The organism is Micromonospora sp. RTBAU3-60 (genome assembly GCF_054963695.1).
In genome coordinates this window covers 1-26,125 of record NZ_JBUEGB010000082.1, presented here as the reverse complement: position 1 = coordinate 26,125, position 26,125 = coordinate 1, and the positions used below count along the sequence as shown (strand labels likewise).

The window sequence follows — 26,125 nt, the reverse complement described above, 5'->3', positions numbered from 1 at the left end:
GCGGGGACCGTGGGCGGCAGGATGATCGGACAGGCCACCCACGTCCAATCCCGATACGCCCGCGGATCGGCGCGCGTGGGCAACTGCAACCGCAGCAACACCCTCGCAGGGTCGGTGTCGCTGCGTTCGATGGTGGCCTGCTGCCTGTCACACGCGGCCAACAGCAGCATCCGCGCCACCCTCGGGACGCCTTCAAGCTCGAACACGTCCACCGGCAGCCGGCCGTGCGCGGCAAGGAACCTGGCAACCTGCCGAGTGCGGGACTTGATGATGCTGGACGGCAGATGCTCCCCGCCCGGAACCGCCTTGCGTACCTGCTCCCACTCCTGCGGGGTGCGTTTACTCGGATCGGCCGGCCATGTCGCCAGCACCCCGGCTGTCAGGTCAGCACGCCACCACGCCGAACGCAGAGCACGCCCGGCCTGCTCCTGCGCCATCCGCACGACCCGGTCATTGACCCTCACACCCTCAGGCGCGGTAACCGTCCAGCCCAAGCGCCGCAGCGCCATCCACGCGTTCGACGGCAGCTTCCGGCCACCCGCGTCGTGTCCGGAGGCCAACACCTCCACATCGCCCGCGTGCCACCGCTCCGCCAACAGGCCGGACACCATCCCCGCCACCAGATCGGCACACCAGCCAACACGTTGCGCAAGCACCGCCTGCGACAGAACCTCACCGCTCTCCTCGTCCACCCCCGATCGCAGCAAAACGCGGGCGCAAACGGTACGGGAAGTCTCACCCTCAGCCAGCGGCAGCTTCCCGCTCACCGACTCATCGCCTCGACAACGATCCAGGAGAACCCGCGATCACGATCGGCCCACCTCACCGGAATCTCCCCCGAACCAGCCTAAAGACGAAGCGCCACGGTCCACACGATTAACCTAGGATCACCGACGATTCCTAATCAAGTTGGTCAGCCTCGGCGCGCGTACCGGCGCGACGGGCGCGATCTCGGTGTAGAAGCGCAGCTCCCGCCGGGCGGCCGCGATCGCCTGCGGGCCCAGCGTGGCGGGGGTGACCTTGAGGTATGCGGCACGGCCGTCACTTGTGCGTACGGCACGGACGCCCGCGCCGGATCGCGACTGGAGCCGCGCATTGGACTCCTGGCCGGTCGTCACCCGGAACGCACGGAGAACCACCGCCAGGAAGTCAGGTGACATGAGAGCGGCTACCCTCCGTAACCGGATTGGTCTGATGATCGAGCCGTCCGGCCCACACCGCCACGACGTACCTCGGCCGATGGCCAGCGATGAGAGCAGCCGGGTCCGACGAAGGTTACTGCGGCTGCTACTTCTTCTTTTTCTTCGGCGGCAGCGTCGCGACGTACGCGTGTGCCTTTGTGACCCACCGGGTCGCTTCCTCGGCGGTGAATGATGGGGGGAGCGACAGGTATCCGCCCATCGGCCGCTCGGCCGGGCCGAACGGTCCCGCGCCCTCGATCGTCGCCAGTTCGGCCAGGTCATCGGCGGCGAGCTTCACGCCGACCGACGAGCCGAACAGCCCGGCGAACATGTTGCCGTTGACGAACGCGCCGAGATTGCCGAACATCGGCTTGACCTCGACCCCCGGCACGTCGGCGACCACGGACCGGAAGAAGTCCTTGTCAGCGTCGGTGGGCTTGGGCATCTGCATTAACGGATCCTGTCATGCGTCACCGATCCGGTACGCGATCGGCGCGGTGCCGCTAAGGTCGACATGTCCCCAGGACCCGCACCACGGCGAACCCTCGCGGCCCCGATTGTCGGCAATCGGTGACCTGGTGCAGATGCGGAAGCGGCGGCCGCCGGGCTCCGACCTGTATTGCGGCCGTGCCGCAGGGCTTCGACGCGGAGGGGCCAGCCGCCGAGGAGAGGACGAGCGTGATCGAGGTGTGGTACTTCGTCGGCTGCCCGAGCCACGAGGTCTTCATGCCGCACCTGCGGGCGCTGCTCGACGCCGCTGGGGTTGACGAGCCGATCCACGAGCGCGCCGTGGAGACTGACGTCGATTCCCAGGCGCACCTTTTCCTCGGATCACCGACGCTGCGGATCGACGGCGTGGACATCGACCCGACCGCCGGGCAACGCACGGACTACGGCCTGCAGTGCCGGCTCTACCCGGCCCCGGATGGCGTCCGCGGCACCCCGCCCGATGAGTGGATCCTGGCCGCCCTGCAGGGCCGGGGGTCCGCCGTGGCGGCCGACTGATGGCCGCCCGGATCGACCTGCCGCGGCTGCGGGCGTTGCTCGACGCGGGCGCCCAGCTTGTCGAGGTGTTGCCCGCAGCCGAGTACGCCGACCAGCATCTGCCCGGCGCGCTGAACATCCCGCTCAAGACCCTCAGCCCCGGCACGGCCGCTGGCCTCGACCGTACCCGCCCGATCGTCGTCTACTGCTGGGACGGCCTTTGAGACCTGAGTCCGCGAGCCGCGTGCCGGCTCGAAGCTCTCGGGTTCACCGACGTCTACGACTACGCCGCCGGCAAGGTGGACTGGCTCGCGCACAACCTGCCCACCGAGGGTGCCGCGGCCAGCGCTCCTGCCGCGGGTAGCTGCCTGCGCCACGACGTTCCCACCGCCCGTCCCGAGGAGGCGCTTGCCACCGTTCGTGCCCGCGTCGACGCCTCCCCGTACCGGTTCGCCCTTGTTGTCGCCGGCGACCGTACCTTGCTTGGCCGGCTCCGGCACGCTGCCCTCGATGCCGCCCCCGGCACCGCCGTCCACGAAGCGATGGAGTCCGGCCCCTCGACGGTGCGTCCCCAGGTAGCCCTGGCCGCCGTCGAGTCCCACCTGCGCGCCCACCACCTCAGCTACGTGATCGTCACCGACCCGGAGGGCCGTTTGCTGGGTACGGTGCACCGAGAGGACCTGACCGGAGCGGCGGTCTCACTTCCTCGATGATGCGCGGGCGAGCGATGTGTCTGCTACGGGCGGCGCTGGTGGTCCGGTTGGGGTTGGCAGGCTGTGCAGAACCGGGCCGCCGGCCGAAGCGCCAGCAGTTCGATCGGGATGTCGTCGCGGCACTCCTCGCAGGTCCCGTAACGGCCCTGTTCCAGGTAGTGCAGGGCCCGGGCGATGTCGCCCAGCGCCCGCCGGGACGCGGCGGTCAACGCGGACGTGGCCGCTAGGTCCGTCTGCTCGCCAGGCAGTTGGCGGGCCTGCCGGGCCAGCAGCGCGAGCTGGGTGGTGTGCCGCTCGTACTGCTCCTCCAGGACGATCCGCAGCACACCGAGCTCGTCCTGCCTGCTCGTCACGTACACGATCAGTTCCTTCCGATAGCAAAACGCCAGCGGGCGGAGCGCTGTGGCGCTCCGCCCGCTGGTGCCGGTCACGTGTGCAGGTCTGCCCTCGTCGTGGCGGGCAGCGCGGCCGGGCTGCCGCCGGGTCGGCGGCACGGCGATCGGCGTGACCGCGCCTCGGTGGCCGCGAACGACCGCCGAGGCGACGAGGTGACGGGTCAGCGCAGGGGGTCGAAGGGGCTCAGCTCCGCGGGCTGACGGCCGGTGATGATCTGCTCCGCGAGCAGGTTGCCGGTGAGCGGGCCGAGGGTGATGCCCCACATGCCGTGGCCGCCGGCGGCGAAGACCCGCGGTGACCTCGTCCGGCCGATCAGCGGCAGCCCGTCCGGGGTGCACGGTCGCGCCCCGACCCATTCGTCGGTGCGGGCGTCCAGGTCGGCGCCGCGCAGCAGGGGTCGTGCCGCCTCGGCGATGGCGAGGATGCGGCGACGGTCCAGGGGGGCCTCGGCGCTGCGGAACTCCATCATGCCCGCGACGCGCAGCCGATCGCCCAGCGGCGTGCAGGCGACGCGCTGCGCCGGGAAGTAGACCGGACCGGACGGGACGTGCTCGATCGGGATGCTGAAGCTGTAGCCGCGGCCGGCCTGCACGACGGTCTTGACCCCGAAGCGCCGGCCGAGTTCACCGAGCCAGGTGCCGGTTGCCAGGACCACCGCGTCATAGCGCTCGTCCGCGCCGGCGGCGGTCACCACCCGGACCCCCGACCCCTCGTCGTGAAGGCCGACGACGGCCGCCCCGGTCACCAGCGACGCCCCCCGGGCGCGCACGGAGTCGGCGAGGGCGTGCACGTACTCCCCGGGGTTGATGAACCGCTGGCCGTGCAGGCGGATGGCGGCGCCGACCGTGTCGGACAGGGACGGCTCCACCTCGCGCGCCTCGGCCCCGGTCAGGACGTCGAACTCGATCTCCTGCCCCGCGGCGTGGATGTGCGCCAGCTCGTCGAGCAGGACCGACCGCTCGGCCTCGGTCCGGTACGCCGCGATGAACGACTTCGCCTCGTGCGTCATCGCCTCGACCCCGCCGGCCGCGAGGGCGTCGAACGCCTCGAACGCGCGCCGGTTCATCGGAATGTAGGCGTGCATGGCGGTCCGCCACTTGGCGGCGGTGCTGTGCCGCGTGAAGCCGGCCAGGAACCGCAGCAGCCGGGCGTCCGCGCGCGGCGGCACGTAGACCGGCGACGACGGGCTCAGGACGGCGCGCAGCCCGTAGCGGAGGACCGCCGGCTCGGGCAGGGGAGTGGTGATGCCGGGGGTGAGCCAGCCCGCGTTGCCCCAGGACGCGCCGGCCGCCACCCCCGTACGGTCGAGCACGGTGACCTGGACCCCCTGTTCCTGCAGGAACCAGGCGGTGGCCAGCCCGACCATCCCCGCGCCGATGACGGCGACGCGCTGAGGGGCGGGCTGGGGCTCGATGGCGGGCATCGTTTGTCTCCTTCACGACTACGGGATCGGGCCCAATCCTGGCTGTGCCGTGCCGAGACGTCATTGTTTCGCCAGGCCAATGCTGGTCTGTGCGATTGGTCGAACCGAACAACGCCGAGGCACAATCTGGTCATGATCACCGTGGCTGGCACCGTGGACGCCGTCGGCGCGGCGCTGCTCAAGATCGTTGTGCCCGCCGGAGAGGCGGAGGTGCGCGACGTGACCCTCGCCGAGCTCGACGAGGCGCCGACCGGGCAGAGCGGGGACCTCGTGCTCGGGGCGGGCGTCGCGACCCCGGACCAGGCGCGCGCCGTGATCGAGCGCTGCGCGGCCGCCGCGGCCGCCGGGCTCGTGCTCAAGCCGCCGCTGGCCGCGCACCCCGACGTGACGACGTACGCCGCCGAGCGCGAGGTGACCCTGGTCGAGCTGCAGAGCCACGGGTCGTGGGCCCAGCTGGTCTGGCTGCTCCGCGGGGTGATCGACCGGGCCGCCGCGCCCGGCTCCCCGGAGACCGGCGAGACCGGGGTGTACGACGAACTGTTCGCTCTTGCCGACGCGGCCGCCGCCATCGTCGACGCGCCGGTGACGATCGAGGACGCCCAGTACCGGGTGATCGCCTACTCCTCGCGGCAGGACCGCACCGACCCGGCGCGCGTGTCGACGATCGTCGGACGACGCGTCCCGGGCGATGTGATCGCGCACTTCCGGACCCGCGGCGTGTTCCGCAAGCTTGCCACGGGCAGCCAGCTGATCTTCGTGCCGCAGGGCCCGGACGGGACGCTGCCCCGGCTCGTGATCCCGATCCGCGCCGGGGGTGAGCTGCTGGGCTCGATCTGGGCGGTCGTGGAGGGGCCACTGCCGGATGAGCGGTTGCGCGATCTCCAGGGCGCGGCGTCCGCGCTGGCGCTGCACCTGCTCCGCCTCCGGGTGCAGGCCGACGTCGCCCGCCGGGTGTCGGCCGACCGGCTCCGGGCCGCCCTGCGGGCCCCCGCCCGCACCGGCCCCGAGGAGCTGGGCCTCCCCAAGGGGCCGTGGCGGGTCGTCGCGCTCGGGGCGCACGGCGGGACCGGGGAGATGGTGCACAACCTGGCCCTGTGGGAGTCGATCAGCCGCCGCCACGGCTGGCGCCAGCCGCTGCTCGCGGACGTCGGCGACGTCCTGTTCGCCGTCGTGGTCGACCAGGGCGAGACACCCGGCTCGTGGCGGTGGCTGGACCGGCTCATCCGCGACATCGCCGCACACGACCCGGGGCTGCGCGCCGCGTCCGGTGGCATCGCCAGCGACCTGAGCGACCTGCCGCGATCACGCGCCGAGGCGGCGGAGGTGCTCGCCCTGCACGGCTCGGCCCGCCGGCGCGGCTCCGTGCTGCGGTTCGAGGACGTCTGGGCCGAGGTGGTCGTGCACCGCGTGGTCAGCACCGTGCCGGAGGGGGACCTGCTGATCGGCGGGCCGCTGCCCGACCTCGTCGCCCACGACCGGAAACACGGCACCGACTACGTCGCCACGCTCGCCGCCTGGCTCGAGCAGCAGGGCGACCCCAGGAAGGCCGCCCAGCAGCTGCACGTACACCCCAACACGCTCCGGCATCGCCTGCGCCGCCTCGCCGAGGTCGTCCACCTCGACCTCGAGTCGCCGCGCACCCGTCTGGCGCTGCAGATCCAGCTCGCGGCGCTGCGCCCTGCGCCCTGACCACCGGGTGTCGTCGCCGGGTGGCCAGGATGCGGGGTCACTGCCCGAGCGGGCCGGGCCGGCCGTCCGTGGGTTGCTCGTGCCCGGCGGTCAGGAGCAGGGTGAGCCCCTGGATGGTGGCCAGCCGGACGTTCGCCGGCATGGTGACGGACCGGTTGGTGAGCGCGGCGAGGCGGGCGGCCACGCCGGAGATCGCCCCGCCGCCGGTGATCAGCAGCCGTCGGGGACCAGCCGGCTGCGACCGCGGGGTGAACCGGCGGACCGCCGCGGCTATGGCGGGCACCTGATCCACCGCGTTGGCGACGTCGACCCGTTCCGCGTCGGTCACCGCGCCGCAGGCGACCCGGACCACCTCCGTACGGCCGTGGCCGATGTCGACGACGACCACGTCCTCGGCCCGGGCGAGGTCGATCCGGCAGGCGAGCGCCGCGGCCAGCGGTTCCTCCACCACGGTGACCCGGCCGCCGGTCGCCCGCCGGACGGCGGCCCGCACCAGGTTCTGCTGCCGCAGCGTCGCGGTGGCCGGCACCCCCACCAGCACCGGCGTGCCGGGGCGGCAGACCAGGTCGTTGACGGTGACCAGGACGCGCAGCAGATGTACACAGGCCGGGTAGTTGTCCATGACGCCGTCACGCAGCGGCCACACCAGGGGAGCGTCGCCATCGGCGGCACGGTCGAGGGCGGCGCGGCCCACGGCCCGCCGCGAACCGGGCGGCCCCCAGGCCACCACCGTCGGCTCCTCGATCACCCGCCCGAGGGCGGGCGACCAGATCCGTACGGTCGACGTGCCCAGGTCGATGGCGAGCATGTGCCGCAGCCCGCGACGGGCGTACGCGCCCGGGGTCAGCATGTCACCACTCCTGTCGGGCACGGCGCCGGGCGTACGGCGACGCGTCGCATCATCGATCTGGTCATCCAACGCCGGCGGATCGGGCGATCGGCCGGCCGGCAGGCAGGGTGGCGCTCGGGCATGGTGTCTTCCAGGAATGGTGCCGGTCCGGGACCGGCAGGGTGTCGGGAGGAGGTCAGGCGATGCCGAGGGCACGAGGTGGCGCCCGATCGGCCGACCACGCCGGCACACATCCTGGGATCGACCGCTTCGCCAGCCGGAAGACGATGCACATTCCGGTGACGCGGTCGGTGGCGGACACCAGGGCGGCGAGCACAGTAGCCACGACGAGGATCGGCAGCCGGTTGCGCTGCTCGACCACGTGTCGCCCCTCCTGGACCCGCATCGAGACACCATAGCCCACCGCGCGGCCGTGCCCGCCCGCCATGATCCGTACCGAACGTCGTCGTGGCCGGGCGAGCACGTGCTCGGCGTCATCCTGGCTTCGAGCGTCCTCGGATCAGGGCTCGACGGCCGGGCAGGTCGTGCCGGGGGCAGGCGCCCGCGCAGAGATCAGGTAGTCGTCGACCACCCCGGTGGTGCAGGCGTTACGGGTGTACGCACCGTGGCCCCAGCCCTCGTACGTCACCAGCACCGCACGGTCGCCGAGTTGCCGCTGCACGTTCAACGCCCAGTTGTAGCCACTGGCCGGATCGTGCCGGCTGTTGATCATCAGGAGCGGGGGCGTGCCCCGTACCGCCAGCCGATGCTGGGGATGCGCGACCGGCTGTGGCCAGCCCAGGCACGCGGCGGCCCCCCACAGGGACGCCGGATACCGCATGTCGGGTGCCACCCGGGCGGCCCGGCGCAGCAGGTCGGCGTACTGCCGGTAGTCGCGCACCGGGAGGCTCCAGTCGGCGCAGAAGGCTGCGGTGACCAGCGGCGGGAACGCCGCGACCGCCGCCGGACCGCCGGCGCTCATCACCGCGAGCCGGCCTGCCAGGTCCGCCCAGGCCGGCCCGGCGAACCCGCGGTGCGCGGTCACCACGAGGTCGAACGGGGTCACCGGGACGGCCGGGTCGGCGGCGTTACGCAGCTCGCCGCGCTCCGCGCGCGCCATCAGATCGGCCCAGACCGCCCGCACGTCCCGGCCGTGCAGGGCACAGGCGGTCGCGCGGTCGCACCAGGCCACGAACTCGTCGAACGAGTCCTGCACGGCGGCCGCCTGGGTGGTCACGAAGCCCCGGGTACCGAGGCTGTGGTCGACGCCGCTCTCCAACACCAGCGCCCGCACCCGCTGCGGGAACACCTCCGCGTACTGCTCGCCCAGCAGGGTGCCGTAGGAGCTGCCGTGGAACGTCAGCCGGTCCTCGCCCAGGGCGGCCCGGATCGCGTCCAGATCCCGCACCGTGCTGAGCGTGTCGGCGTGGTCGAAGACCGGCCCGGTCCGTGCCCGGCAGTCGTCTCGCAGCCGCCGGTTGTAGGCGAGCAGTGCGTCGAACGCGGCCTGGCTGGTCAGCACGGGCGACGGCCGGCCGGCGAGCAGCTCCGGCGAACAGATCACCGGGTTGCTGCCGCCCACCCCGCGCGGGTCGAAGCTGACGATGTCGAACCGGCGACGCAGTTCGTCGCTGAACCGGCCGATGCCGGTCACCACCCGCGACACACCGGAGTCGCCCGGCCCGCCCGGACCGAACACCAGCGTGCCGATGCGGGCCTGCGGGTCGGTGGCCGCGCGACGTGCCACGGCCAGATCGAACCTCGGCCCCGCCGGGCCGGCCCAGTCGACCGGTACGGACAGCGTGCCGCACTGGGCGGCGGCGTCCTGCACACATGGAGCCCAGGCGATGGCCGGCGTTGGGCCGGCGGCCGTGGCCGGCCAGGCCACTCCGGCGGCACCGACCATGGCGGACAGGACACCAGCGGCGAGAAAGGCGCCCCAGCGGACGCGGCGGGTGGGGGAACGTGTCATCGAAGGTGCTCCCTGACTGGTGGGAAAACAAGCCATTCGATGGTCGTTTGGTGCCGGACCGTCAACATCCGGGAACACCCGGAAACGTTCCCCTACCTGGCGTCCACTCTGTCCTACGGGTGACGACGGCCAGTCCTCGACCGCGCCGGCAGGTCAGGCGGTCTCGCCCGCGGTGAGGTGGCGATAACCGGGAACGGTCTCGGCGAGCCAGCCGGTGACACTGGCCAGGCCGCGCTCGTTGATCTGGGCGTCGTGAATCGTGTACGCGTGACGCGGCCGGATCGCCCGGGCGAAGTCGATCGCCTCGCCCAGCCGCATCCAGGACGCCTGCCCCGGGATCAGCAGGGTCCGCACTGGCTCGTCCGGCACGTGCAGCGAGTCGCCCGGGTGGTAGAGGCCGTCGCCCACCAGGTAACCGAGGTTGGCGCAGCCGGGCTGGCCGTCGTGCACGGGCGCGTGCCGGCCGCCGACCGCCGTCACCGGGAAGCCGGCGGCGGTGAACCGCTGTCCGACGCGGACCGGGGTCACCGGCAGCGGCGCCAGGTCGGGCAGTCGCGCGCCCTCCGGCGCGTACACGGGCACGCCGAGGCCGGCCAGCCGGAGTACGTCGACGTGGTCGGTGTGCTCGTGCGTGACCAGCACGGCGTCCGCGCCCACGAGCGCGCGCGGCTCGCTCCAGGTGCCCGGGTCGATCACCAGCACCCCGCCGTCGTGCTCCACGCGTACGCAGGAATGGGTGTACTTGGTGATTCGCATTCGGCGACCGTAGCTGGTCCTGCCTGTCGCCGGCTGACCGCCGGCGGCCATGTCTTTCGCGCCGGCCGAGTTTGGTCACCGCTCAGGCGTCCGCCCGGTCACGACGGATGGTTCTGGGGCAGGGCCCGCCGGCGATGCCGCCAGGCGTAGACGAGAGTGGCGAGACTCAGGATGGCCAGGGCGGCCGCGATCCAGGACACGCTCTCGAACCGCTGCTCGAAGGCGAGTTCCTCCGTGATCTCCTGCTGGATGGCCTCCGGCGTCGGGTCCTGGTCGGGCAGGGTTGTCCCGGCCAACAACGTGAGGCAGGGAAGCAGACACGAGGTCAGTAACAGCAGGATCCCGACGACCGTCAGCAGCCGTGTGCGCGCCATCGCGACAGGTTCCCACGGCACTTGCGCTTCGGCTGCCCCGGACCGGGCCGCCGACAGCCGCGGTCCACCGGCGGTTGCACTGCGCCTGATGATGGTCACGGTCCCCTGACCGCGCGGAGGAGCGGAGGACGATGACCGATTACGGGCTGCTGGTGGGTGGCGTCGAGGGGAGGCGGTCGTTCGCGCAACTCGTGGACCTGGTCGCCGGGGTGGCCGGCGCGACCGTTCGGGAGGTGCCCGGCGAGAGCCGGTCGGTGGTGGGCACGCTCGCTGGCGGACACGTCGGGGTCCAGTTCGACCCCGCCGACGTCGAGTCGTTCGCCAGCCACCCGTACGTGGTCGACCTGAAGCTGGAGTACCCGTCGCGGGAACCGAAGCTGGCGGACGACATCTTCACCGCGCTCGTCGCCGACGGCTACCGGGCGGTCGTGCTGGAAGACGGCGGTGTCATCCGTTCCTCGCACTACGTCGAGGATGATCAGGACGCCGGCGGTGGCCGGGGCGGGCCAGCGGACCGCCCCGGCTGAGGCCGATTTCTTTACCTACCGCCGGAGCAGGTGGCCTGGCTCGCGCTGTCAGTGGGGTGTCTCGTCGGCCGGCGACTCGCGATCACCTGCCTGAAGGGCAGGGCGAGGATAAGTGCCGCCGCGACCAGGACGCTGCTCGCCCAGAGTGGACTACGTTCGGCGGCACCGGTGTTCAGTGTGGCCGCGGCGATGAGTGGCCCTGCCGCGGCACCGACGTTGAGCGCTGCGGTGGCGTACGAGCCGGCCATGGTCGGGGCTCCTGCGGCCTCGTACAGCACGCGGGCGATGAGCGTGCTCCCGAGCGCGAACGAGAGCGCCCCCTGGACGAAGGCAAGGACGAGCAGGGCGCCTGGTTGGGTGGCGGAGACGGCCAGGGCGACCCAGCCGAGCAGCAGAAGGGGGCCGCCGATGGCAACGACGAGACCTGGGCGATGGTCCGACAACCGTCCGGCGGTGGTCACGCCGACGAAGGAGCCGAGTCCGAACAGCACCAGCACGACAGGAACCCAGAGGGATCCCAGTCCGGCAACGTCGGTGACGACGGGGGCGAGGAAGGTGAAGCTGCCGAACGTTGCCGCATTCACCAGCGCGCCCAGCAGCATGACGAGGAGCAGTCGCGGACGTCGCAGCTGAGCGAGCTCACCCCGAAGGGCCGGTCCGGTCGGCTCGTCCGGCCGTCCCGGCTGTGCGGGGATGCCGCGCAGCACGCCGAGGGCTGCGGGCAGGCACAGCAGGGCCACCGTCCAGAAGGTGGCGCGCCAGCCCAGCAAGGTACCCAACAGGGCGCCACCGGGAACCCCGGCGATGGTGGCGACGGTCGTGCCGGACAGCAGCACAGCCAGGGCGCGGCCCTTCCGGTCCGGTGGGATCAGCCCCGCGGCTGCCGTGAGTGCGACCGCCAGGAATCCCGCGTTGGCGAGCGCCGCGACGACCCGGGTCACCAACAGCACGGCGAAGCTTCCGGTGACGGCGCCGAGGACATGCGCCGCCAGGAACAGCGAGATGAATCCGAGCAGGGTCGAGCGTCCCGGCCAGTTGCGGGCGAGCGCCGCCATCAACGGGGCGCCGACGATCATGCCGATCGCGAAGGCCGAGGTGAGCAGACCCGCGGTTGCCACGGGAACGTCGAGATCCGCGGCGATGTCCGGCAGCAGGCCGGCGGGCATGAACTCTGAGGTGCCCATGGCGAAGATGGCCACGGCAAGCAGGTAGAGCGGGAGAGGCATCGGGTGACTCCGAGGTGATGAGAAATCGGATGAGACGTCTCGTCACCGCGGTCAGCGGCCCAGGGCAGATCCTGTCATCCCGCCATTGATGCGGGAGGGCAGGACTGCGACTTCAGTGGTTCAGGGGGCTGACGGGTGACCGAAAGCCCCCACCCTGGATGCCTCTGGGCTCGACATGGCCCATACGATACTCAACCCACCCGACCCTCGGGCACCTGGTTTCTCCCGCGGCAGGAGGCGACGTGTCAGGCAGGCGCTCGCGTCGCCTCCGCCGGGGCCGCTCGGCGGTCAGGCGGGCCGGAAGGAGTCGTGGGCGGCGGGTGCCGCGTGCTTGATCATCAGGTGTCGGGTGACCGAGTACTCCGCGACGGCCTCCTGGCTCATGTCCTTGCCGAAGCCGGACCCCTTCACCCCGCCGTGCGGTGCCTCGGAGGCGATCGGCAGGTGGTCGTTGATCCAGGTGACGCCGACGTCGAGGCGGTGGCTGACCCGCAGGGCCCGCGCGACGTCGCGGGTCCAGACCGAGGAGGCGAGGCCGTACTGGCTGTCGTTGGCCAGCCGGACCGCGTCGTCCTCGTCGTCGAAGGGAAGCACCACGACGACTGGCCCGAAGACCTCGCCATGCACGATCTCGCTGCGCTGGTCGGCGCCGACGACCAGGGTGGGGGGAAAGAAGAACCCGGGCCCGTCCGCGGGCGAGCCGCCGAGCGCGATGGTGGCGCCGTCGGTTGCCGCGCGGGCCACGAAGTCCGCCACCCGGCGGCGGTGGTCGGCCGAGATGAGGGGACCGATGTCGGTCTCGGCCGACCAGGGGTCGCCGGTGCGTACCTTCGCCAGCGTCGCCTCGAGCGCGCCGACCGCGTCCTGGTAGGCGGACCGCTGGACGTAGACCCGGGTGGCGGCGGTGCAGTCCTGGCCGGTGTTGTACGTCGCGCCCATCGCCACGCCGATCGCCATCTCGGGCAGGTCAGCGTCGTCGAAGACGACTGCCGGCGCCTTCCCGCCGAGTTCGAGGTGCACCCGCTTGAGCCCGGGCACCGCGCCGCGCATCACCTCCCGGCCGGTCCGGGTCGACCCGGTGACGCTGACCATGTCCACGCCCGGATCGGTGACCAGGGCGGTTCCCACGTCGGCGCCACCCGTGACGACCTGGACCAGACCCGCCGGCGCGCCCGCTTCCTCGATCAGCCGCGCCAGCGCCAGGGTGGTGCGGGGCGTCTGCGGCGCGGGCTTGATCACCACCGCGTTACCGGCCGCGATGGCCGGGCCGATCTTCCAGATCGCCATGATGAGCGGGAAGTTCCAGGGCGCGATCGAGCCGACCACGCCGACGGGCCGGCGCACCAGCAGGGACGTGTAGCCGGCGGACAGGGTGCCCGCGCCCGTCCCGTCCAGCGAGCGGGCCGCGCCGGCGAAGAACCGCAGGTTGTCCACGCCGAACGGAAGTTCGCCGTCGCGCATGACCGACGCCGGTTTCCCGGTCTCCTCGACCTCCAGGCGGGCCAGGTCGTCCGCGTCCCGTTCGACGAGGTCGGCCAGGCGCAGCAGGACCCGCGAGCGTTCCGCCGGGGTGGCCTCGCGCCACTGCTCGAACGCGGTCCGCGCGGTGGCCACCCGCTTCGCGACGTCTGCGGTGTCCGTGTCGGCGACTTCGCCGATGACGGCGCCGGTCGCGGGGTTGGTGAGTACGGCCACGGTCGCTCCTCAGCTGTTGAAACCGACACCGAAGCGGTCCAGGAGCCGCAGCCACGGCCCCCGGCGCCCGTCGTGCGCGTCCGCCGCGGCGAGCGCCCGGCGGGTCACCTCCACCACCGGGTATCGCAGCGGCTCCGGCGGGAACGGCACCGGCCGGCGCCGGACCATCTGGAGTCGGGTCCGGTCGGTCTCTCGCCCGGCCAGCAGATCCAGCGCCACCTGCGCGCCGAAGCGGGACGCGGCCACGCCGAGTCCGGTGTAGCCGACCGCGTAGGCGATCCGCCGGTCGCGGGTGGTGCCGAAGATTGGGGTGAACCGGGTGGTGGAGTCGATCACCCCGCCCCAGCGGTGGGTGAATCGGATCCCGTCGAGCTGGGGGAAGGTCTGCGCGAAGTGCTCGGCGAGCAGCAGGTGGGTGGCGTCGCGCTGGTCGAGGGCCGGGTCCACCCGGTTGCCGAAGCGGTAGATGGCGTCGTAGCCGCCGAACAGGATCCGGTTGTCGTCGGTGAGGCGGTAGTAGTGGAACTGGTTACCGGCGTCGGTGACGCCCTGCGCCTCGGGCCACCGCAGCTGGCTCCGCTGCGCGTCGCTGAGCGGTTCGGTGACGAGGACGTAGTCGTAGACCGGCAGGATCCAGTGCCGCAGTCGCCGCAGTGGCGGGGGGTAGGCGTTGGTCCCGATGACCACCTGGCGACAGGGGACGGATCCGCCGGTCGTCCGCACCATTACCCCGCTGCGGGACCGGTCGAAGCCGGTGACCCTGGTGTCCTCGTGGATGGTCACCCCGAGTGACTCGGCGAGGCCCGCCAACCCCCAGGCCAGCCGGGCCGGGTCGACCAGGCCGCCGGCGCCGCGCAGCCGTACGCCGGCCAGGTAGGTGGGGGAGGCCACGTCGGCGCGTACCTGGTCGGCGTTGAGCAGCGTCACGTCGTCGCCGTACGCCCGGTGCAGCTCGGCCAGGGCGGCGAGCTCGGCCACCTGGTGCGGGGCGACCGCGACGGTGGTCTTGCCGCACAGCCGCAGCCCCGCGTCGATGCCGAACCCCCGCACGGTCTCGGCGATCGCGGCGAGGTTCTCCCGGCCGAGACGGACCAGCGACTCCATCTCGGTGGGCCACCGTGATCGGCCGTGGGACAGCCCGTGGGTGAGCGAGTCGGCGACGAACCCGCCGTTGCGTCCGGAGGCGCCGAAGGCGATCCGCTCGGCCTCCACCAGCATCACGTCGGCGGCGGGGTTGTCCTGTTTGGCCAGGATGGCGGCCCACAGACCGGTGAAGCCGCCGCCGATCACCACCAGGTCGGCGGTGCGGGCGCCGGTCAGCCGCGCCCGCGGTGCCGGCCGGTCCGGACGATCGGTCCAGAAGCTGGCCGGTGCCGCGTCGGCGATCGCCTGCCGGGCCCTTGCCCGCGCCGCGGTGGCGGCGCGGGCCGGTGGTGCGTACCAGTTCGTCAACGACGTGCGCCCAGCCGTTCGATCGCGTCGGCGGCCTGGCGCAGGCCGTCGGCGGCCCGGATCGCCGTGCCGTGCGCCGCGAGCCGGCTGCGCAGGTCCTCGTCGCCCAGCAGGCGCTCGATGGCATCGTGCAGCTGCTCGTCGGTGAACCGGTAGGGGTCCAGGCGCACCCCGAAGCCGAGCTCGTCGACCCGCTGGGCGTTGTCGTACTGGTCCCAGAACAGCGGCAGCACGATCATCGGCTTGCCGAAGTGGAGCGACTCGGTGGTGGTGTTGTTGCCGCCGTGGGTGATGACCAGGTCGGCCATGGGAATGATCTTCGTCTGCGGCACGAACTCCGCACCCCACATGTTCTCGGCGAGGTCGATCTCGGCGTGCAGCGGGCCCTTGGACACGATGTAGCGGTGCGGCGTCTTGGCCAGCGAGTCGATGACCCGTCGCATCAGCTCGACGTCGGCGGAGCCGAGCGAACCGAGGCTGAAGTAGATCAGCGCCCCGTCCCGGTCGGCGAGTTCCGCCGGCAGGGTGAACTCCTCGTCGGTCTCGCGGACCGACGACTCGAGCCGCTGCCAGGTCGGGCCGAGCGGCCGCGCGTCGGTGTAGTCGGCGATGCCCGGGTAGACGTAGAGGTTGAGGTCGCCGTCGTGGATGAACTCGAGGTCGGGCAGGCCTGGCGCGCCCTGCTCGCGTACCCAGGCGTCGAACTCCTCCCACACGGGACGGTGGACGCGGTCGTACTCGGCTCGGAACGCCGCCCAGCCCGACCGGTCCGCGGCCGGGTATCCGGAGAAGACCGGGGCGATGTCCGGGCCCTTCATCTCCAGCGGGTTGCAGGAGACGATCCGGACGAAGGGCACCCCGGCGGTGTTGAGCGCGGGGAAGGCGACGACGTTGTCCTCGACGATGATGTCCGGCCGTACCCGGTCGATGATGTCCAGCAGCCGGGGCTGACAGTACTTCGCGCCGTTGATGAGCTCGACCCAGACCGGCTTGACCCAGGTGTCGAGCTGCTGGATCGTCGGCTTGCGGAACTCGGGCGCGGTGTCGCGGATGAAGTCCTTCCAGAACTGGCCGGCGTCCTGTTCCTCGGCGTTCTCGGGCGGCGGGGCGAGGTCGACGAGGTCCTCCTCGAAGCCGCGCGCGGTCAGCTTGCCCCGCCACGACGCCTCGGCCGCGAACACCACCCGATGCCCGCGTCGGCGCAGCACGTCGCCGATGCCGATGCAGTTGTTGGTGGGGCCGTACGCGCTCTCGGGCATGAACAGGACCGTCAGCTGAGACATCGACTCTCCCGGGGGTGACTGTTGAATCGAAATTCAACAAGGTCCTCGGTCGGCCGTCAATACGCAGGGACTATGGTGTTGGGGAGAGTGTTGACGTCGTACCTCGGATCGGTGCCCATGAAGACCCGCAAGTCCCGCGCCCAGCGCCGCCAGGACCTCATCGAGGCCGCGCGCCGGGCCATGCTCCAGCACGGGACCGACACGGTGCTGCTCAACCAGGTCGCCGAGCAGGCGGGGCTCACCTCCGGCGCGGTCCTCTACCACTACCCGGACCTGCGGGACCTGCTGCTGGAGGCGCACCACGCCGGCATGGAGCGCTTCTACGAGCTGCGGGTGAAGCGGATCGCCGACATCGCCGACCCGGTACGGAAACTGGTGGTGACCATCCGCTCCGGACTGCCCACCGACGCCGAGGACGCCGACGTGCGCCTGCTCTGCGAACTCGGCGGGGCGGCCGGCCGTAACCGGGTCTACGCCGCCCTGCTGACCACGCTCTACGACCGGCAGGTCTCCATGTACCAGACGATCCTCGAACTCGGCGCGGCGCAGGGCGTGTTCACCCTCGCCGCGCCGTCACTGACCGTCGCCCGCAACCTGGTGGCGCTCGAGGACGCCTACGGCTACCGGATCGTGGCCCGGCACCCGACCCTGCACGCCGCCGAGGCGGTCGAGCTGATCCTGTCGTACGCCCGGCTGGTCACCGGCAACCCGCTGGACGTACCCGAGGAGCCGGCCAAGCCCCCGCGCGCCCGCAGGGCCACCGCGTAGCGCGGCCGGGGACGGGATAGCGCCTGCCGGTCAGGTCCGGTCGAGCAGCACGGCGTCGCTGCCAGACCAGTCCACCCGGGTCTTGTCGCCGACCCCCACCGCGGCCGCGCCGGCGACCGTGGCCAGCAACGGCCGGTCCAGCCCGGTCACGTCCACCGCCACCCGCGTGGTGCCGCCGAAGAAGGTCACGTCGCGTACCACCCCGACCAGGACACCGTCGGCGCCCAGCCGCACCCGCTCGGGACGCACCGCCAGCGTCGCGGTGGCCCCGACCGCGTCCGGGGCGGCGGGGCAGGGCAGCACGCCCACGTCCGGCACCCGCAGACCCTCGGTGGTGACGACCCCGGTGATCAGGTTGTTGGCCCCGATGAAGTCCGCCACGAACAGGTCGGCGGGCCGCTCGTACAGGGGCACCGGCGCGTCGACCTGACGCACCCGGCCCTCGCTCATCACGGCGATCCGGTCGGCCAGCGACATCGCCTCCTCCTGGTCGTGGGTGACGACCACGAAGGTGATGCCGACCTCGTGCTGCAACCGCTTGAGCTCCAGCTGCATCTCGGCGCGTACCTTCTTGTCCAGCGCGGACAGGGGCTCGTCGAGCAGCAGCAGCCGGGGCCGCTTCACGATCGCCCGGGCCAGCGCGACGCGCTGCCGCTGGCCGCCGGAGAGCTGGTGGGGCCGGCGGCGGGCCAGGCCGGTGAGGCCGACGGTGGCGAGTACGGCGTCCACCCGCTCGCGGATCTCCCGCTTCGGCACCCGGTCCCGCTCCAGCCCGTACGCGATGTTCTTCTCCACGCTCATGTGCGGGAACAGCGCGTAGGACTGGAACATCAGGTTGACCGGCCGCCGGTGCGGGGGCACGGCGAGCAGGTCGTTGCCGTCGAGGGTCACCGACCCGCTGTCGGGATGCTCGAAGCCGGCGAGGATCCGCAGCAGGGTGGTCTTGCCGCAGCCGCTCGGGCCCAACAGGGCGAAGAACTCGCCCTGGCGGATCTCCAGACTGACCTGTTCCAGGGCCTGGACGTCGCCGAAGCGCCGGCTGACGGACTTGATGCTGACCAGGGGTTCGCCGGCGTGATGGTCGCTCACAGAGACTCCGTTAGTCGGGACAGGCGCTGGGCCGCGATGACGAACGTGAAGCTGACCGCCAGCAGCAGCGTGGCCAGGGCGTTGATCTCGGGGGTGACGCCGAAGCGCACCATCGAATAGATCACGATGGGCAGCGTCGGATCCTGCGGGCCGGCGGTGAAGAAGGCGATGACGAACTCGTCGATGGACAGCGAGAAGGCCAGCAGCGCACCGGCGATGATGCCCGGGGCGAGCGACGGCAGCGTGATCCGGACGAAGGTGTGCGCCGCCGTGGCGCCCAGGTCGCGGGAGGCCTCCTCCAGCGACCCGTCGACGTGGGCCAGCCGGGTGCGGACCACGGCCGCGACGAAGGCGGTGCCGAACACCGTGTGCGCCAGCAGGATCGAGTGCAGGCCGAGCGTGAACTGAACGGCGGTGTAGAAGGCGAGCAGCCCGATGGCCAGCACGATGTCGGGCAGCACCGCCGGCGCCACGGCGATCGCGTCGAGCAGCTTCGACCGCGTGTGCCGGGCGAGGCCGACGGCGAGCAGGGTGCCGAGCACCGTGGACAGCGCGGTGGCGCCGGCCGCGACGACCAGCGTGTTGATCAGCCCTTCGCGGATCGCCCGGTCGGCGAACAGCCGCCCGTACCAGGCGGTGTCGAACCCGTCCCACCGGTACGGGGTGTCGGCGGCGTTGAACGACATGACCACGAGGACCACGATCGGCAGGTAGAGGAAGAGGTACGTCAGGCCCGCCGGGACGTAGAGCCAGCTGAACCTACGCACGGTTGCCCCCCGACAGTCGTCGCGCCGCCCACGCCTGCGCCATGAGCAGCAGCACGAGCAGCGCGATCACGATGAGCGCGAGGGTCGAGCCGAACGGCCAGTCCCGCGCCTTGAGGAACTGGTCGCGGATGAGGTTGCCGACCATCACCGTCCGGCCGCCGCCGAGCAGTTCGGGGATGACGAAGTTGCCGAGGCTGGGCACGAACACGAAGACGCAGCCGGTCAGCACGCCGGGCAGGGTCAGCGGCAGGGTCACCGACCAGAACGTGCGGGCCGGCCGGGCGCCCAGGTTCGCCGATGCCTCGCGCAGTTGGGGGTCGAGCCGTTCGATCGCCGAGTACAGCGGCAGGACCATCAGCGGCAGGTAGGCGTAGAGCAGGCCGCCGACGACGGCGCCGGGGGTGTAGAGCAGTTCCAGCGGACGGTCGATCACGCCGATCCCGGTCAGCGTCCGGTTGATCACGCCCTCGCTGTTGAGCAGGATGATCCACGCGTAGGTGCGGATGAGGAAGTTGGTCCAGAACGGTAGGACCACGAGGACGAGCGCCACCGTGCGCCAGCGGCGGGGGAGCCGGGCGATGAGGTAGGCGGTCGGGTAGCCGAGCAGCAACGCCAGCAGCGTGGTGAGCCCGGCCAGCTTCACCGAGGTCCAGACGACGCTGAGGTAGAGCCCGTCGGCGACTCGGGTGAAGTTGTCCGCCGACGCCTCGTACACGATGCCGCCGAAGCGGCCCCGGTGGAACAGTGTGTAGCTGAGCACGAGCGCCAGCGGCACGAGCATGAAGACCACCAGGTAGCCCAGCCCGGGCCCGAGGGTGGCCAGTCGCCCGGCGAGCCGCTCCCGACGGGCGGCGCGTTGGGGGGCGAGAGTAGAGCTCACTTGCTGGCCGACACCTCGGTCGCGATCCGGGTGTACGCCGGCGCGGCGTCGCCCAGGTCGACCGGGACCTCGCCCTTGAGCAGTTCGGCCGGGGCCATCTTCAGCTGCGGGTGGGTGCCCAGCAGCTTGGCGTCGACCTTGGCCATGGCGGCGGCGTTCGGCACCTTGTAGAGGATGTTCTCGGCGGCCCAGGAGTGGTTTTCGGGGTCGAGGATGTAGTTGATGAAGGCGTGCGACGCCTCCTTGTTCTTCGACGTCTTCAGGATCACCATGGTGTCCACCCAGAGGTCGCTGCCCTCCTTCGGCACCACGAACTTGATCTTCGGGTCGTCGGTGGGGCACCAGCCGTCCCACGCCTCCACCAGGGCGGCCTCGCCGGACTTGAGCCGGTCGCCGAAGGTCGTGTCGTCGTAGGCCAGCAGCGACTTCTTCGCCGTGAGCAGCCGCTGCTTCACCTGCTCCAACTGGTCCGCATCGGTGGTGTTCGCCGAGAAGCCGAGCGTCTTCTGCGCCGGGAGCATGAGCCACCGCTCAGTGGCCATCATGGTCACCTTCTTGGCCAACTGCGGCTTCGGCGAGAGCAGGTCCTCCCAGCTGTCGGGGGTGTAACCGGTCAGGTCCGTGCGGTAGCACAGCCCGGTCGTGCCCCAGGTGTACGGCACGGAGAACTTGTTGCCCTTGTCGTACGCCAGCTGCCCCGCCTCCGGGTAGAGGTTTTTGACGTTGGGCACGAGATCGGTGTGGATCGGCTCGAGCAGGCCCTGCTCGGCCAGCGCCTGGGCGAACTGCCCGGAGACGAACGCCACGTCAATGCCGCTGTCCGCGCCGGCGGTCAGCTTCGCCATGATCTCTTCGTTGGTGGCGTGCTTGGTGACCGTGACCGCCGGACCCTTCGCCGCCTTGAACTTCTCGGGAAGATCCTCCGGCATGTAGCCGTCCCAGTTGGAGACCGTGAGCTTCTGCTTACTCAGGTCGGCGTTCGGGTCGAGGGCGTCCGGGCTCGCGGCGCCGGCGTTGTCGGCGCCACCACCGCACGCCGCCAGGGCGAGCACGAGGCCCGCGGCGAGGGCGGCCGGGACGGCGGCACGCCGGGGACTTCTGAACAGCAGCAACACTCGCCACTCCTGTCGGGAGTCGAGACAGTGAACCGGAGTGTTGCAATGCGCGTCAACGTACGCAAGACTCAGCCCGCCTTTCGTAGCTGAGTTTTTACGTCGGAACCTGAATTTGGATTCAACAGACACCCGAGTGCGGCCCGGTGCCTCGGCCGCGCTCGTCGAGACCCTCGCCACCGGTGGCGCAGTCCCCGGAATGCGGGTGCGCCGCTTCGTCCCACTCGCCCGCGGCCCCCTCGGGGAACGGCCGATCACCGCCGACCAGACCAACACCTCCGTCGTGGTGGGCGAGCGCGTGGTGGTCAAGTGGATGCGCCCGGATGGTTCGCCCGACCGCGCTCCCGACCTGCTGGCGCACCTGGCGGCGACGGGCTTCACCCGGACCCCCACGCCGTACGCGGCCGTCTACCGGGACGAGCCGGACGGGGGACTGGCGGCAGTCGTGACCGGCTTCCTGCCGGACGCCGCCGACGGCTGGGACTGGTGCGTCGACGCCCTGCTCGACCAGCTCGCCGGCGGGCCGCCGGCCGACCTGGCCGGCGAGCTCGGGGTGCTGGCCGCCGAGCTGCACTGCGCCCTGGCCACCCCGTCCGACACCATCCCGGCACCCGTGGCGGTCAGCCACCGGGACTGGACGGCCGACGGCCTGGCCGTCCTCGACCAGGCGCGCCAGCTCGTCGCCGCCGCCGACCACGAGGATGCCCAGTGGCTGACCGACCGGCTGCCCCGACTCGCCGCCGACATCTGGCGGTCCGACGAGGTCGACCGGGCGTACGTCATCCCACCGCACGGCGACCTGCACGTGGGACAGGTGCTGCGGTGGCGTGACGGGCTCGCGGTGACCGACTTCGACGGCAACCCGACCCTCGCCGCCCCCGACGGTGCCACCCTCACCGAGCCGACCGCGCGGGACGTTGCGCAGCTGCGGACCAGCCTGCTGCACGTCGGGCAGATCGCCAACCGGCGGACCGAGGGCCGGCACCGGTCCGCCGTGACCGACTGGTGCCAGCGCGGCGCCGACGAACTGCTTGCGGCCTACCTCCGCACGCTGCGCGAGCACGGCATGGCGCACCTGTTCGACGAACGGCTGCTCCGGCCGTTCGAGGTCGAGCAGGAATGCCGCGAGCTGTGCTACGCCGCCCGCTTCCTGCCCCGCTGGCGGTACGCCCCGATGGGCGTCCTGCGTGGCTGGTACGAATAGAACCGAGGAGATCATGAACCCGCGCCTGTTCCTGGCCGACCTGGAAGCCAAACCGGAGTCACTGCGCCGCCTGGCCGCGACGCTCGCCGACGGCGACGCCTGGCACGGGCTGCCCGACCCGGTCGAGCGGGTGCTCCTGCTCGGGATGGGCAGTTCCCGCTACGCGGCGGAGATGGCCGCGCTGCGGCTGCGCGCCGCGGGCGTCGACGCGGTCGCCGAGTACGCCTCGGCCGCCACCGGCTGTCCGCCCGGGCCGCGGACCCTGGTGGTCGCCATCTCCGCCACCGGAACCAGCCATGAGACCCTCGACGCCGCCGGCCGCTACCAGGGGGCGGGCCCACTCGTCGCCCTGACCAACGTGCCGGACTCGCCGCTGGCGAACCTCGCCGACCTCGTCGTCCCGATGCACGCCGGCGTCGAGGCCGGCGGGGTGGCCTGCCGGACCTTCCAGCACACCCTGGTGCTGCTGCTGGACCTGGTGGCGCGCCTGACCGCGCAAAAGGACGTCGCGGGTCTGGCCCGGCGGGACGTCGTGGATCTCGCCCGGCGCGCGGCCGACGCCACCGAGGATCTGCTCACCCGCCGGAACGAATGGCTGCCGACGGCCGCCGCACTCCTCGACGGCCCGCACGGCATCTACACGCTCGCGCCGGTCGAGCGGCTCTCCTCGGCCATGCAGTCGGCGTTGATGGTCCGCGAGGGTCCACGCCGTCCCGCCGACGGGTGCGAGACCGGTGACTGGTCCCACGTCGACGTCTACCTCACCAAGACGCTCGACTACCGCGCCCTGCTCTTTCCCGGCTCCCGCTACGACGCCCCCGCACTGGACTGGCTGCGGCAGCGGGAGGCGACGGTGCTCGCCGTCGGCGCCGAGGCGGCCGGCGCCGCCGCGGCGATCCGCTACCGCGGCGACGACGAGCCCGGCGTACGCCTGCTCACCGAGACGCTGATCGCCGAGCTCGTGGCCGCCCGGTGGTGGGCCGGGTCCTGAAATCGAGATCAGCCTCGATGGGACGCTGCATCACTGGCCAGTGAAGTTCTTGACTGTCTAACTGAATCCGGCTTTAAATTGCGGGCACGCCAGCTCAGGCGTTCGCGACCGGAGGTCAGTCATGAGATCAAGAGGTCGAACACCACTCACCAGCCGCCTGCGTGCCACCCTCGCCGCCCACGCCGAATCCGAACGGACCGGTATCCCGGTCGACGAAGTCATCGAGATGCGCGCCGCCGGGCTGTCCCGCCGCACGCTGCTCGGCGCCGCCGCCGTCGGGGCCGCCGCCGTCGCCTCGGCCGCCGGCCTGCCCCGTCCCGCCGCGGCCGCCGCGCCCACCCCGCCACCGTCGATCACCATCGTGGGCGCGGGCCTGGCCGGCATCCGCGCCGCCCACTGGCTCTACAAGGTCAAGGGCATCCGGGCCGCCGTCTACGAGGGCAGCTCCCGGATCGGCGGCCGCTGCTACAGCCTGCGGAACTTCTTCGACGACGGCGTCGTCGTCGAGCACGGCGGCGCGTTCATCAACACCGAACACAACACGATCCGCAACCTCGCCAACAGCCTCGGACTCAGCCTCCGCGACGTGGCCGGCGGCAACCAGCCACCCGGCGGGGACAAGTACTGGATCAACGGGGCGGACTACCCGTACAGCGCGGCGAACGCCGACTGGGGCCAGGTCTACCAAGCGTTCAGGTCGGCTCAGCAGGCCGCGCCGTGGCCGCAGACCTACAACAACCACACCGCGGCGGGCCTGGCGCTGGACAACCAGACCGTCAACCAATGGCTCGACGCCAACATCCCCGGCGGTCTGTCCAGCCGCTTCGCCAAGCTGATGCAGAGCAACGTCGTCGCCGAGTACGGGATGGACCCAGACCAGCAGTCGGCTCTCAACCTCATCTACCTACTCGCCTGGAACTCGCAGAACTCGCTCAGCCCGCTCACCGGGGGCGACGAGAAGTACACCATCATCGGCGGCAACGACCAGCTGCTGACCGCCATGGTCGCCCAGCTGCCGACCGGCACCGTGACGCTGGACCGCAAACTGGTGGCGGTCAAGACGAACGCCAACGGCTCGGTGACCTGCACCTTCCAGGCCGGGAACACGTACACCGACGTGACCTCCGACAAGGTCATCCTCGCCCTGCCCTTCACCACGCTGCGCGAGTGCGACCTGTCCAGAGCCGGGTTCTCTACCGTGAAGATGCGCTCCATCAACGAGTTCGACCTGGGCAGCAACGCCAAGGTTCACGTCCAATTCACCCGGCGACCCTGGGTGGCGCAGGGCTACGGCGGCGCCACCTACACCAACGTGACCGGATTCCAGTGCGCCTGGGACGACACGGTCAACCAGCCGACCACCACCGGCGTGATGTGTGAATTCCCTGGCGGCAGCCAGACGACGGCGTGGACCGGCGCGCCGTTCGGCACCGCACCGGCCGCCCAGGTCACGTCCTTCCTGACCCAGCTGGAAACCATCTACCCCGGCGTCACCGCCGCCTACAACGGCAAGGCCTACAGGGATGCCTGGCCGCTCAACCCCTGGTCGAAGGGCGCCTACTCGTGCCCCAGGCCAGGCCAGTACACCCGCTTCTTCGGCATCGAAGCCGCCCGCGAAGGCAACATCCACTTCGCCGGCGAGCACACCTCGACCGAGTACTTCGGCTACCTCAACGGGGCCGTCGAATCCGGCGAGCGCGCCGCCAAGGAGGCCACCGCCCCGTAGCCGGCGGGACGCGCGATGGTGCTGCCTCAACGGGGGTGCCACCCGAGGGCATGAGGCAGCCCACTCATCGGAATTGCGGCGTGGAAACCCGGCCGTTCAGGGCCGGGAGGAAACGCCGCCCCCTTCCCTTGGGATGAGTGTCGTACATGGACGGTAAATTGTGAGGTGTGGGTGGGGTGGTGAAGCGGGCGTACAAGTACCGCTTCTATCCGACTCCTGAGCAGGCTGAGCTGTTGAACCGGACGTTTGGGTGTGTGCGTGTGGTCTACAACCGGGCGTTGGAGGCCCGGACCCGGGCGTGGGCGGTCGACCGTCAGCGCACCACCTATGTGCAGTCGTCGGGGTGGCTGACGGAGTGGAAACGCACCGATGAGCTGGCGTTCCTGAACGAGGTCAGTTCGGTGCCGTTGCAGCAGACGTTGCGGCATCTGCAGGCCGGGTTCGTGGCGTTCTGGGACAAGCGGTCCCGGTATCCGCGCTTCAAGTCCAAACGCAAATCCAGGGCGTCGGCGGAGTACACCCGCTCCGCGTTCCGCTGGCGTGACGGCCGGCTGACGTTGGCCAAGATGGCCGCGCCGCTGGACATCGTGTGGTCGCGGCCCCTGCCCGAGGGAGCGGAGCCGTCGACGGTCACGGTGTCTCGGGATGCTGCCGGCCGCTGGTTCGTGCCCCTGCTGGTGGAGGACCCGACCGTGAAGCCGCTGCCGCCCGCTGCGGCGGAGGTGGGTGTGGACGCGGGTATCACCAGTCTGCTCACCCTGTCCCACCCGATGCCCGGGGTGAGTGACGAGCAGGGGAAGGTGGCCAACCCGCGGTACGGGCAGGCCGACCGGCGGAAGCTGGCCAAGGCGCAGCGGAACCTGGCCCGCAAACAGAAGGACTCCGCGAACCGGGCGAAGGCCCGGCTGAAGGTGGCCCGGATTCATGCCCGTATCGCTGACCGGCGGCGGGACCATCTGCACAAGCTGACCACTCGACTCGTCCGTGAGACCCAAACGGTCGCGATCGAAGACCTCAGCGTGCGCAACATGCTCCGCAACCGCCGCTTGGCCCGCGTCATCTCCGACGCGGCCTGGTCCGAGCTGCGG

At 71.5% G+C, this 26,125-nt stretch carries 28 protein-coding genes; 10 read left to right on the top strand and 18 right to left on the bottom strand.

Annotation, left to right across the window (positions count from 1 at the left end; translation table 11 throughout):
- The 3 genes from ACY34I_RS35925 to ACY34I_RS35915 form a co-directional block, all read right to left on the bottom strand.
- The coding region (locus tag ACY34I_RS35925) for a hypothetical protein (RefSeq protein WP_462759607.1) at nt 1-767 on the bottom strand (767 nt) is incomplete at its 3' end.
- Between the two features lie 120 nt (nt 768-887).
- Nucleotides 888-1,160: a hypothetical protein gene (locus ACY34I_RS35920; protein ID WP_462759606.1), complete on the bottom strand. Its 273-nt coding sequence runs from the start codon at nt 1,158-1,160 to the stop codon at nt 888-890.
- Nucleotides 1,161-1,287: 127 nt separating this feature from the next.
- A complete protein-coding gene (locus ACY34I_RS35915; protein WP_462759605.1) occupies nt 1,288-1,632 on the bottom strand; it encodes a TfoX/Sxy family protein in 345 nt (114 codons plus the stop codon).
- Between the two features lie 227 nt (nt 1,633-1,859).
- On the opposite strand from ACY34I_RS35915, the gene ACY34I_RS35910 reads away from it, so the two are divergent.
- The 3 genes from ACY34I_RS35910 to ACY34I_RS35900 all read left to right on the top strand — a co-directional run bounded on the left by ACY34I_RS35910 (nt 1,860) and on the right by ACY34I_RS35900 (nt 2,878).
- The gene (locus ACY34I_RS35910; RefSeq protein ID WP_462759604.1) at nt 1,860-2,186 is read left to right on the top strand and encodes a DF family (seleno)protein; all 327 of its coding nucleotides are present in this window, start codon (nt 1,860-1,862) and stop codon (nt 2,184-2,186) included.
- Nucleotides 2,186-2,389: a rhodanese-like domain-containing protein gene (locus tag ACY34I_RS35905; protein ID WP_462759603.1), complete on the top strand. Its 204-nt coding sequence runs from the start codon at nt 2,186-2,188 to the stop codon at nt 2,387-2,389. Before ACY34I_RS35910 ends, ACY34I_RS35905 begins: the two co-directional genes overlap by 1 nt.
- Before the next feature lie 75 nt (nt 2,390-2,464).
- Nucleotides 2,465-2,878, top strand: coding sequence for a CBS domain-containing protein (locus ACY34I_RS35900; RefSeq protein WP_462759602.1), 414 nt, complete (start codon nt 2,465-2,467; stop codon nt 2,876-2,878).
- A gap of 23 nt (nt 2,879-2,901) precedes the next feature.
- Here the strand turns inward: ACY34I_RS35900 and ACY34I_RS35895 are convergent, their stop codons facing one another.
- Nucleotides 2,902-3,237 carry a TraR/DksA family transcriptional regulator gene (locus ACY34I_RS35895; RefSeq protein WP_462759601.1) on the bottom strand — a complete coding sequence of 112 codons (336 nt, stop codon included), beginning with the start codon at nt 3,235-3,237 and terminating at the stop codon, nt 2,902-2,904.
- 197 nt (nt 3,238-3,434) lie between these two features.
- Nucleotides 3,435-4,697 (bottom strand): NAD(P)/FAD-dependent oxidoreductase, encoded by a 1,263-nt coding sequence (locus tag ACY34I_RS35890; RefSeq protein ID WP_462759600.1) that lies wholly within the window; start codon nt 4,695-4,697, stop codon nt 3,435-3,437.
- Between the two features lie 132 nt (nt 4,698-4,829).
- Here ACY34I_RS35890 and ACY34I_RS35885 point away from each other — a divergent pair, with 132 nt between their 5' ends.
- A complete protein-coding gene (locus ACY34I_RS35885) occupies nt 4,830-6,386 on the top strand; it encodes a PucR family transcriptional regulator (protein WP_462759599.1) in 1,557 nt (518 codons plus the stop codon).
- A 37-nt stretch (nt 6,387-6,423) separates the two neighbouring features.
- Here the strand turns inward: ACY34I_RS35885 and ACY34I_RS35880 are convergent, their stop codons facing one another.
- The 5 genes from ACY34I_RS35880 to ACY34I_RS35860 all read right to left on the bottom strand — a co-directional run bounded on the left by ACY34I_RS35880 (nt 6,424) and on the right by ACY34I_RS35860 (nt 10,317).
- Nucleotides 6,424-7,236, bottom strand: coding sequence for a rod shape-determining protein (locus ACY34I_RS35880; RefSeq protein WP_462759598.1), 813 nt, complete (start codon nt 7,234-7,236; stop codon nt 6,424-6,426).
- Nucleotides 7,237-7,411: 175 nt separating this feature from the next.
- On the bottom strand, nt 7,412-7,621 hold the full coding sequence (locus ACY34I_RS35875) for a hypothetical protein (RefSeq protein ID WP_462759597.1): 210 nt from the start codon (nt 7,619-7,621) through the stop codon (nt 7,412-7,414).
- A gap of 114 nt (nt 7,622-7,735) precedes the next feature.
- Nucleotides 7,736-9,187 (bottom strand): alpha/beta hydrolase, encoded by a 1,452-nt coding sequence (locus ACY34I_RS35870; RefSeq protein ID WP_462759596.1) that lies wholly within the window; start codon nt 9,185-9,187, stop codon nt 7,736-7,738.
- Between the two features lie 153 nt (nt 9,188-9,340).
- A complete protein-coding gene (locus ACY34I_RS35865) occupies nt 9,341-9,943 on the bottom strand; it encodes an MBL fold metallo-hydrolase (RefSeq protein ID WP_462759595.1) in 603 nt (200 codons plus the stop codon).
- Between the two features lie 98 nt (nt 9,944-10,041).
- Nucleotides 10,042-10,317 (bottom strand): hypothetical protein, encoded by a 276-nt coding sequence (locus ACY34I_RS35860; RefSeq protein ID WP_462759594.1) that lies wholly within the window; start codon nt 10,315-10,317, stop codon nt 10,042-10,044.
- A gap of 131 nt (nt 10,318-10,448) precedes the next feature.
- On the opposite strand from ACY34I_RS35860, the gene ACY34I_RS35855 reads away from it, so the two are divergent.
- Nucleotides 10,449-10,844, top strand: a complete 396-nt coding sequence (locus ACY34I_RS35855) for a hypothetical protein (RefSeq protein WP_462759593.1) — start codon at nt 10,449-10,451, stop codon at nt 10,842-10,844.
- An 11-nt stretch (nt 10,845-10,855) separates the two neighbouring features.
- Here ACY34I_RS35855 and ACY34I_RS35850 read toward each other — a convergent pair whose 3' ends face one another.
- The 4 genes from ACY34I_RS35850 to ACY34I_RS35835 all read right to left on the bottom strand — a co-directional run bounded on the left by ACY34I_RS35850 (nt 10,856) and on the right by ACY34I_RS35835 (nt 16,500).
- Nucleotides 10,856-12,070, bottom strand: a complete 1,215-nt coding sequence (locus ACY34I_RS35850; protein ID WP_462759592.1) for a Cmx/CmrA family chloramphenicol efflux MFS transporter — start codon at nt 12,068-12,070, stop codon at nt 10,856-10,858.
- A 288-nt stretch (nt 12,071-12,358) separates the two neighbouring features.
- Entirely contained in the window at nt 12,359-13,765 is a 1,407-nt protein-coding gene (locus ACY34I_RS35845; RefSeq protein ID WP_462759591.1) for an aminobutyraldehyde dehydrogenase, read from the bottom strand.
- 9 nt (nt 13,766-13,774) lie between these two features.
- On the bottom strand, nt 13,775-15,217 hold the full coding sequence (locus tag ACY34I_RS35840; protein ID WP_462759590.1) for an NAD(P)/FAD-dependent oxidoreductase: 1,443 nt from the start codon (nt 15,215-15,217) through the stop codon (nt 13,775-13,777).
- Entirely contained in the window at nt 15,214-16,500 is a 1,287-nt protein-coding gene (locus ACY34I_RS35835) for a glycosyltransferase (protein WP_462759589.1), read from the bottom strand. Before ACY34I_RS35835 ends, ACY34I_RS35840 begins: the two co-directional genes overlap by 4 nt.
- Before the next feature lie 117 nt (nt 16,501-16,617).
- On the opposite strand from ACY34I_RS35835, the gene ACY34I_RS35830 reads away from it, so the two are divergent.
- Nucleotides 16,618-17,268, top strand: a complete 651-nt coding sequence (locus ACY34I_RS35830) for a TetR/AcrR family transcriptional regulator (protein WP_148800443.1) — start codon at nt 16,618-16,620, stop codon at nt 17,266-17,268.
- Nucleotides 17,269-17,298: 30 nt separating this feature from the next.
- Here ACY34I_RS35830 and ACY34I_RS35825 read toward each other — a convergent pair whose 3' ends face one another.
- The 4 genes from ACY34I_RS35825 to ACY34I_RS35810 are packed head-to-tail and all read right to left on the bottom strand — an operon-like array spanning nt 17,299 to nt 21,119.
- On the bottom strand, nt 17,299-18,357 hold the full coding sequence (locus ACY34I_RS35825; RefSeq protein ID WP_462759588.1) for an ABC transporter ATP-binding protein: 1,059 nt from the start codon (nt 18,355-18,357) through the stop codon (nt 17,299-17,301).
- The gene (locus tag ACY34I_RS35820; RefSeq protein WP_148800445.1) at nt 18,354-19,124 is read right to left on the bottom strand and encodes an ABC transporter permease; all 771 of its coding nucleotides are present in this window, start codon (nt 19,122-19,124) and stop codon (nt 18,354-18,356) included. The genes ACY34I_RS35825 and ACY34I_RS35820 overlap by 4 nt, the downstream gene beginning before the upstream one ends.
- A complete protein-coding gene (locus ACY34I_RS35815) occupies nt 19,117-20,004 on the bottom strand; it encodes an ABC transporter permease (RefSeq protein WP_462759587.1) in 888 nt (295 codons plus the stop codon). Before ACY34I_RS35815 ends, ACY34I_RS35820 begins: the two co-directional genes overlap by 8 nt.
- Nucleotides 20,001-21,119: a polyamine ABC transporter substrate-binding protein gene (locus ACY34I_RS35810; RefSeq protein WP_462759586.1), complete on the bottom strand. Its 1,119-nt coding sequence runs from the start codon at nt 21,117-21,119 to the stop codon at nt 20,001-20,003. Before ACY34I_RS35810 ends, ACY34I_RS35815 begins: the two co-directional genes overlap by 4 nt.
- A 133-nt stretch (nt 21,120-21,252) precedes the next feature.
- Here ACY34I_RS35810 and ACY34I_RS35805 point away from each other — a divergent pair, with 133 nt between their 5' ends.
- The 4 genes from ACY34I_RS35805 to ACY34I_RS35790 all read left to right on the top strand — a co-directional run.
- A complete protein-coding gene (locus ACY34I_RS35805; protein WP_462759585.1) occupies nt 21,253-22,320 on the top strand; it encodes a hypothetical protein in 1,068 nt (355 codons plus the stop codon).
- A 13-nt stretch (nt 22,321-22,333) separates the two neighbouring features.
- Nucleotides 22,334-23,311, top strand: a complete 978-nt coding sequence (locus ACY34I_RS35800) for an SIS domain-containing protein (RefSeq protein ID WP_462759584.1) — start codon at nt 22,334-22,336, stop codon at nt 23,309-23,311.
- 121 nt (nt 23,312-23,432) lie between these two features.
- The gene (locus ACY34I_RS35795) at nt 23,433-25,037 is read left to right on the top strand and encodes a flavin monoamine oxidase family protein (protein ID WP_462759583.1); all 1,605 of its coding nucleotides are present in this window, start codon (nt 23,433-23,435) and stop codon (nt 25,035-25,037) included.
- 167 nt (nt 25,038-25,204) lie between these two features.
- The coding region (locus ACY34I_RS35790; protein WP_462759582.1) for an RNA-guided endonuclease InsQ/TnpB family protein at nt 25,205-26,125 on the top strand (921 nt) is incomplete at its 3' end.

What these genes read in the sequence shown, in the direction of transcription:
- ACY34I_RS35835 (WP_462759589.1), bottom strand. Translation starts at nt 16,500, where the DNA reads ATGTCTCAGCTGACGGTCCTGTTCATGCCCGAGAGCGCGTACGGCCCC.
- ACY34I_RS35875 (WP_462759597.1), bottom strand. Translation starts at nt 7,621, where the DNA reads ATGCGGGTCCAGGAGGGGCGACACGTGGTCGAGCAGCGCAACCGGCTG.
- ACY34I_RS35855 (WP_462759593.1), top strand. Translation starts at nt 10,449, where the DNA reads ATGACCGATTACGGGCTGCTGGTGGGTGGCGTCGAGGGGAGGCGGTCG.
- ACY34I_RS35915 (WP_462759605.1), bottom strand. Translation starts at nt 1,632, where the DNA reads ATGCAGATGCCCAAGCCCACCGACGCTGACAAGGACTTCTTCCGGTCC.
- ACY34I_RS35865 (WP_462759595.1), bottom strand. Translation starts at nt 9,943, where the DNA reads ATGCGAATCACCAAGTACACCCATTCCTGCGTACGCGTGGAGCACGAC.
- ACY34I_RS35850 (WP_462759592.1), bottom strand. Translation starts at nt 12,070, where the DNA reads ATGCCTCTCCCGCTCTACCTGCTTGCCGTGGCCATCTTCGCCATGGGC.
- ACY34I_RS35880 (WP_462759598.1), bottom strand. Translation starts at nt 7,236, where the DNA reads ATGCTGACCCCGGGCGCGTACGCCCGTCGCGGGCTGCGGCACATGCTC.
- ACY34I_RS35830 (WP_148800443.1), top strand. Translation starts at nt 16,618, where the DNA reads ATGAAGACCCGCAAGTCCCGCGCCCAGCGCCGCCAGGACCTCATCGAG.
- ACY34I_RS35800 (WP_462759584.1), top strand. Translation starts at nt 22,334, where the DNA reads ATGAACCCGCGCCTGTTCCTGGCCGACCTGGAAGCCAAACCGGAGTCA.
- ACY34I_RS35885 (WP_462759599.1), top strand. Translation starts at nt 4,830, where the DNA reads ATGATCACCGTGGCTGGCACCGTGGACGCCGTCGGCGCGGCGCTGCTC.
- ACY34I_RS35795 (WP_462759583.1), top strand. Translation starts at nt 23,433, where the DNA reads ATGAGATCAAGAGGTCGAACACCACTCACCAGCCGCCTGCGTGCCACC.
- ACY34I_RS35920 (WP_462759606.1), bottom strand. Translation starts at nt 1,160, where the DNA reads ATGTCACCTGACTTCCTGGCGGTGGTTCTCCGTGCGTTCCGGGTGACG.
- ACY34I_RS35870 (WP_462759596.1), bottom strand. Translation starts at nt 9,187, where the DNA reads ATGACACGTTCCCCCACCCGCCGCGTCCGCTGGGGCGCCTTTCTCGCC.
- ACY34I_RS35890 (WP_462759600.1), bottom strand. Translation starts at nt 4,697, where the DNA reads ATGCCCGCCATCGAGCCCCAGCCCGCCCCTCAGCGCGTCGCCGTCATC.
- ACY34I_RS35905 (WP_462759603.1), top strand. Translation starts at nt 2,186, where the DNA reads ATGGCCGCCCGGATCGACCTGCCGCGGCTGCGGGCGTTGCTCGACGCG.
- ACY34I_RS35860 (WP_462759594.1), bottom strand. Translation starts at nt 10,317, where the DNA reads ATGGCGCGCACACGGCTGCTGACGGTCGTCGGGATCCTGCTGTTACTG.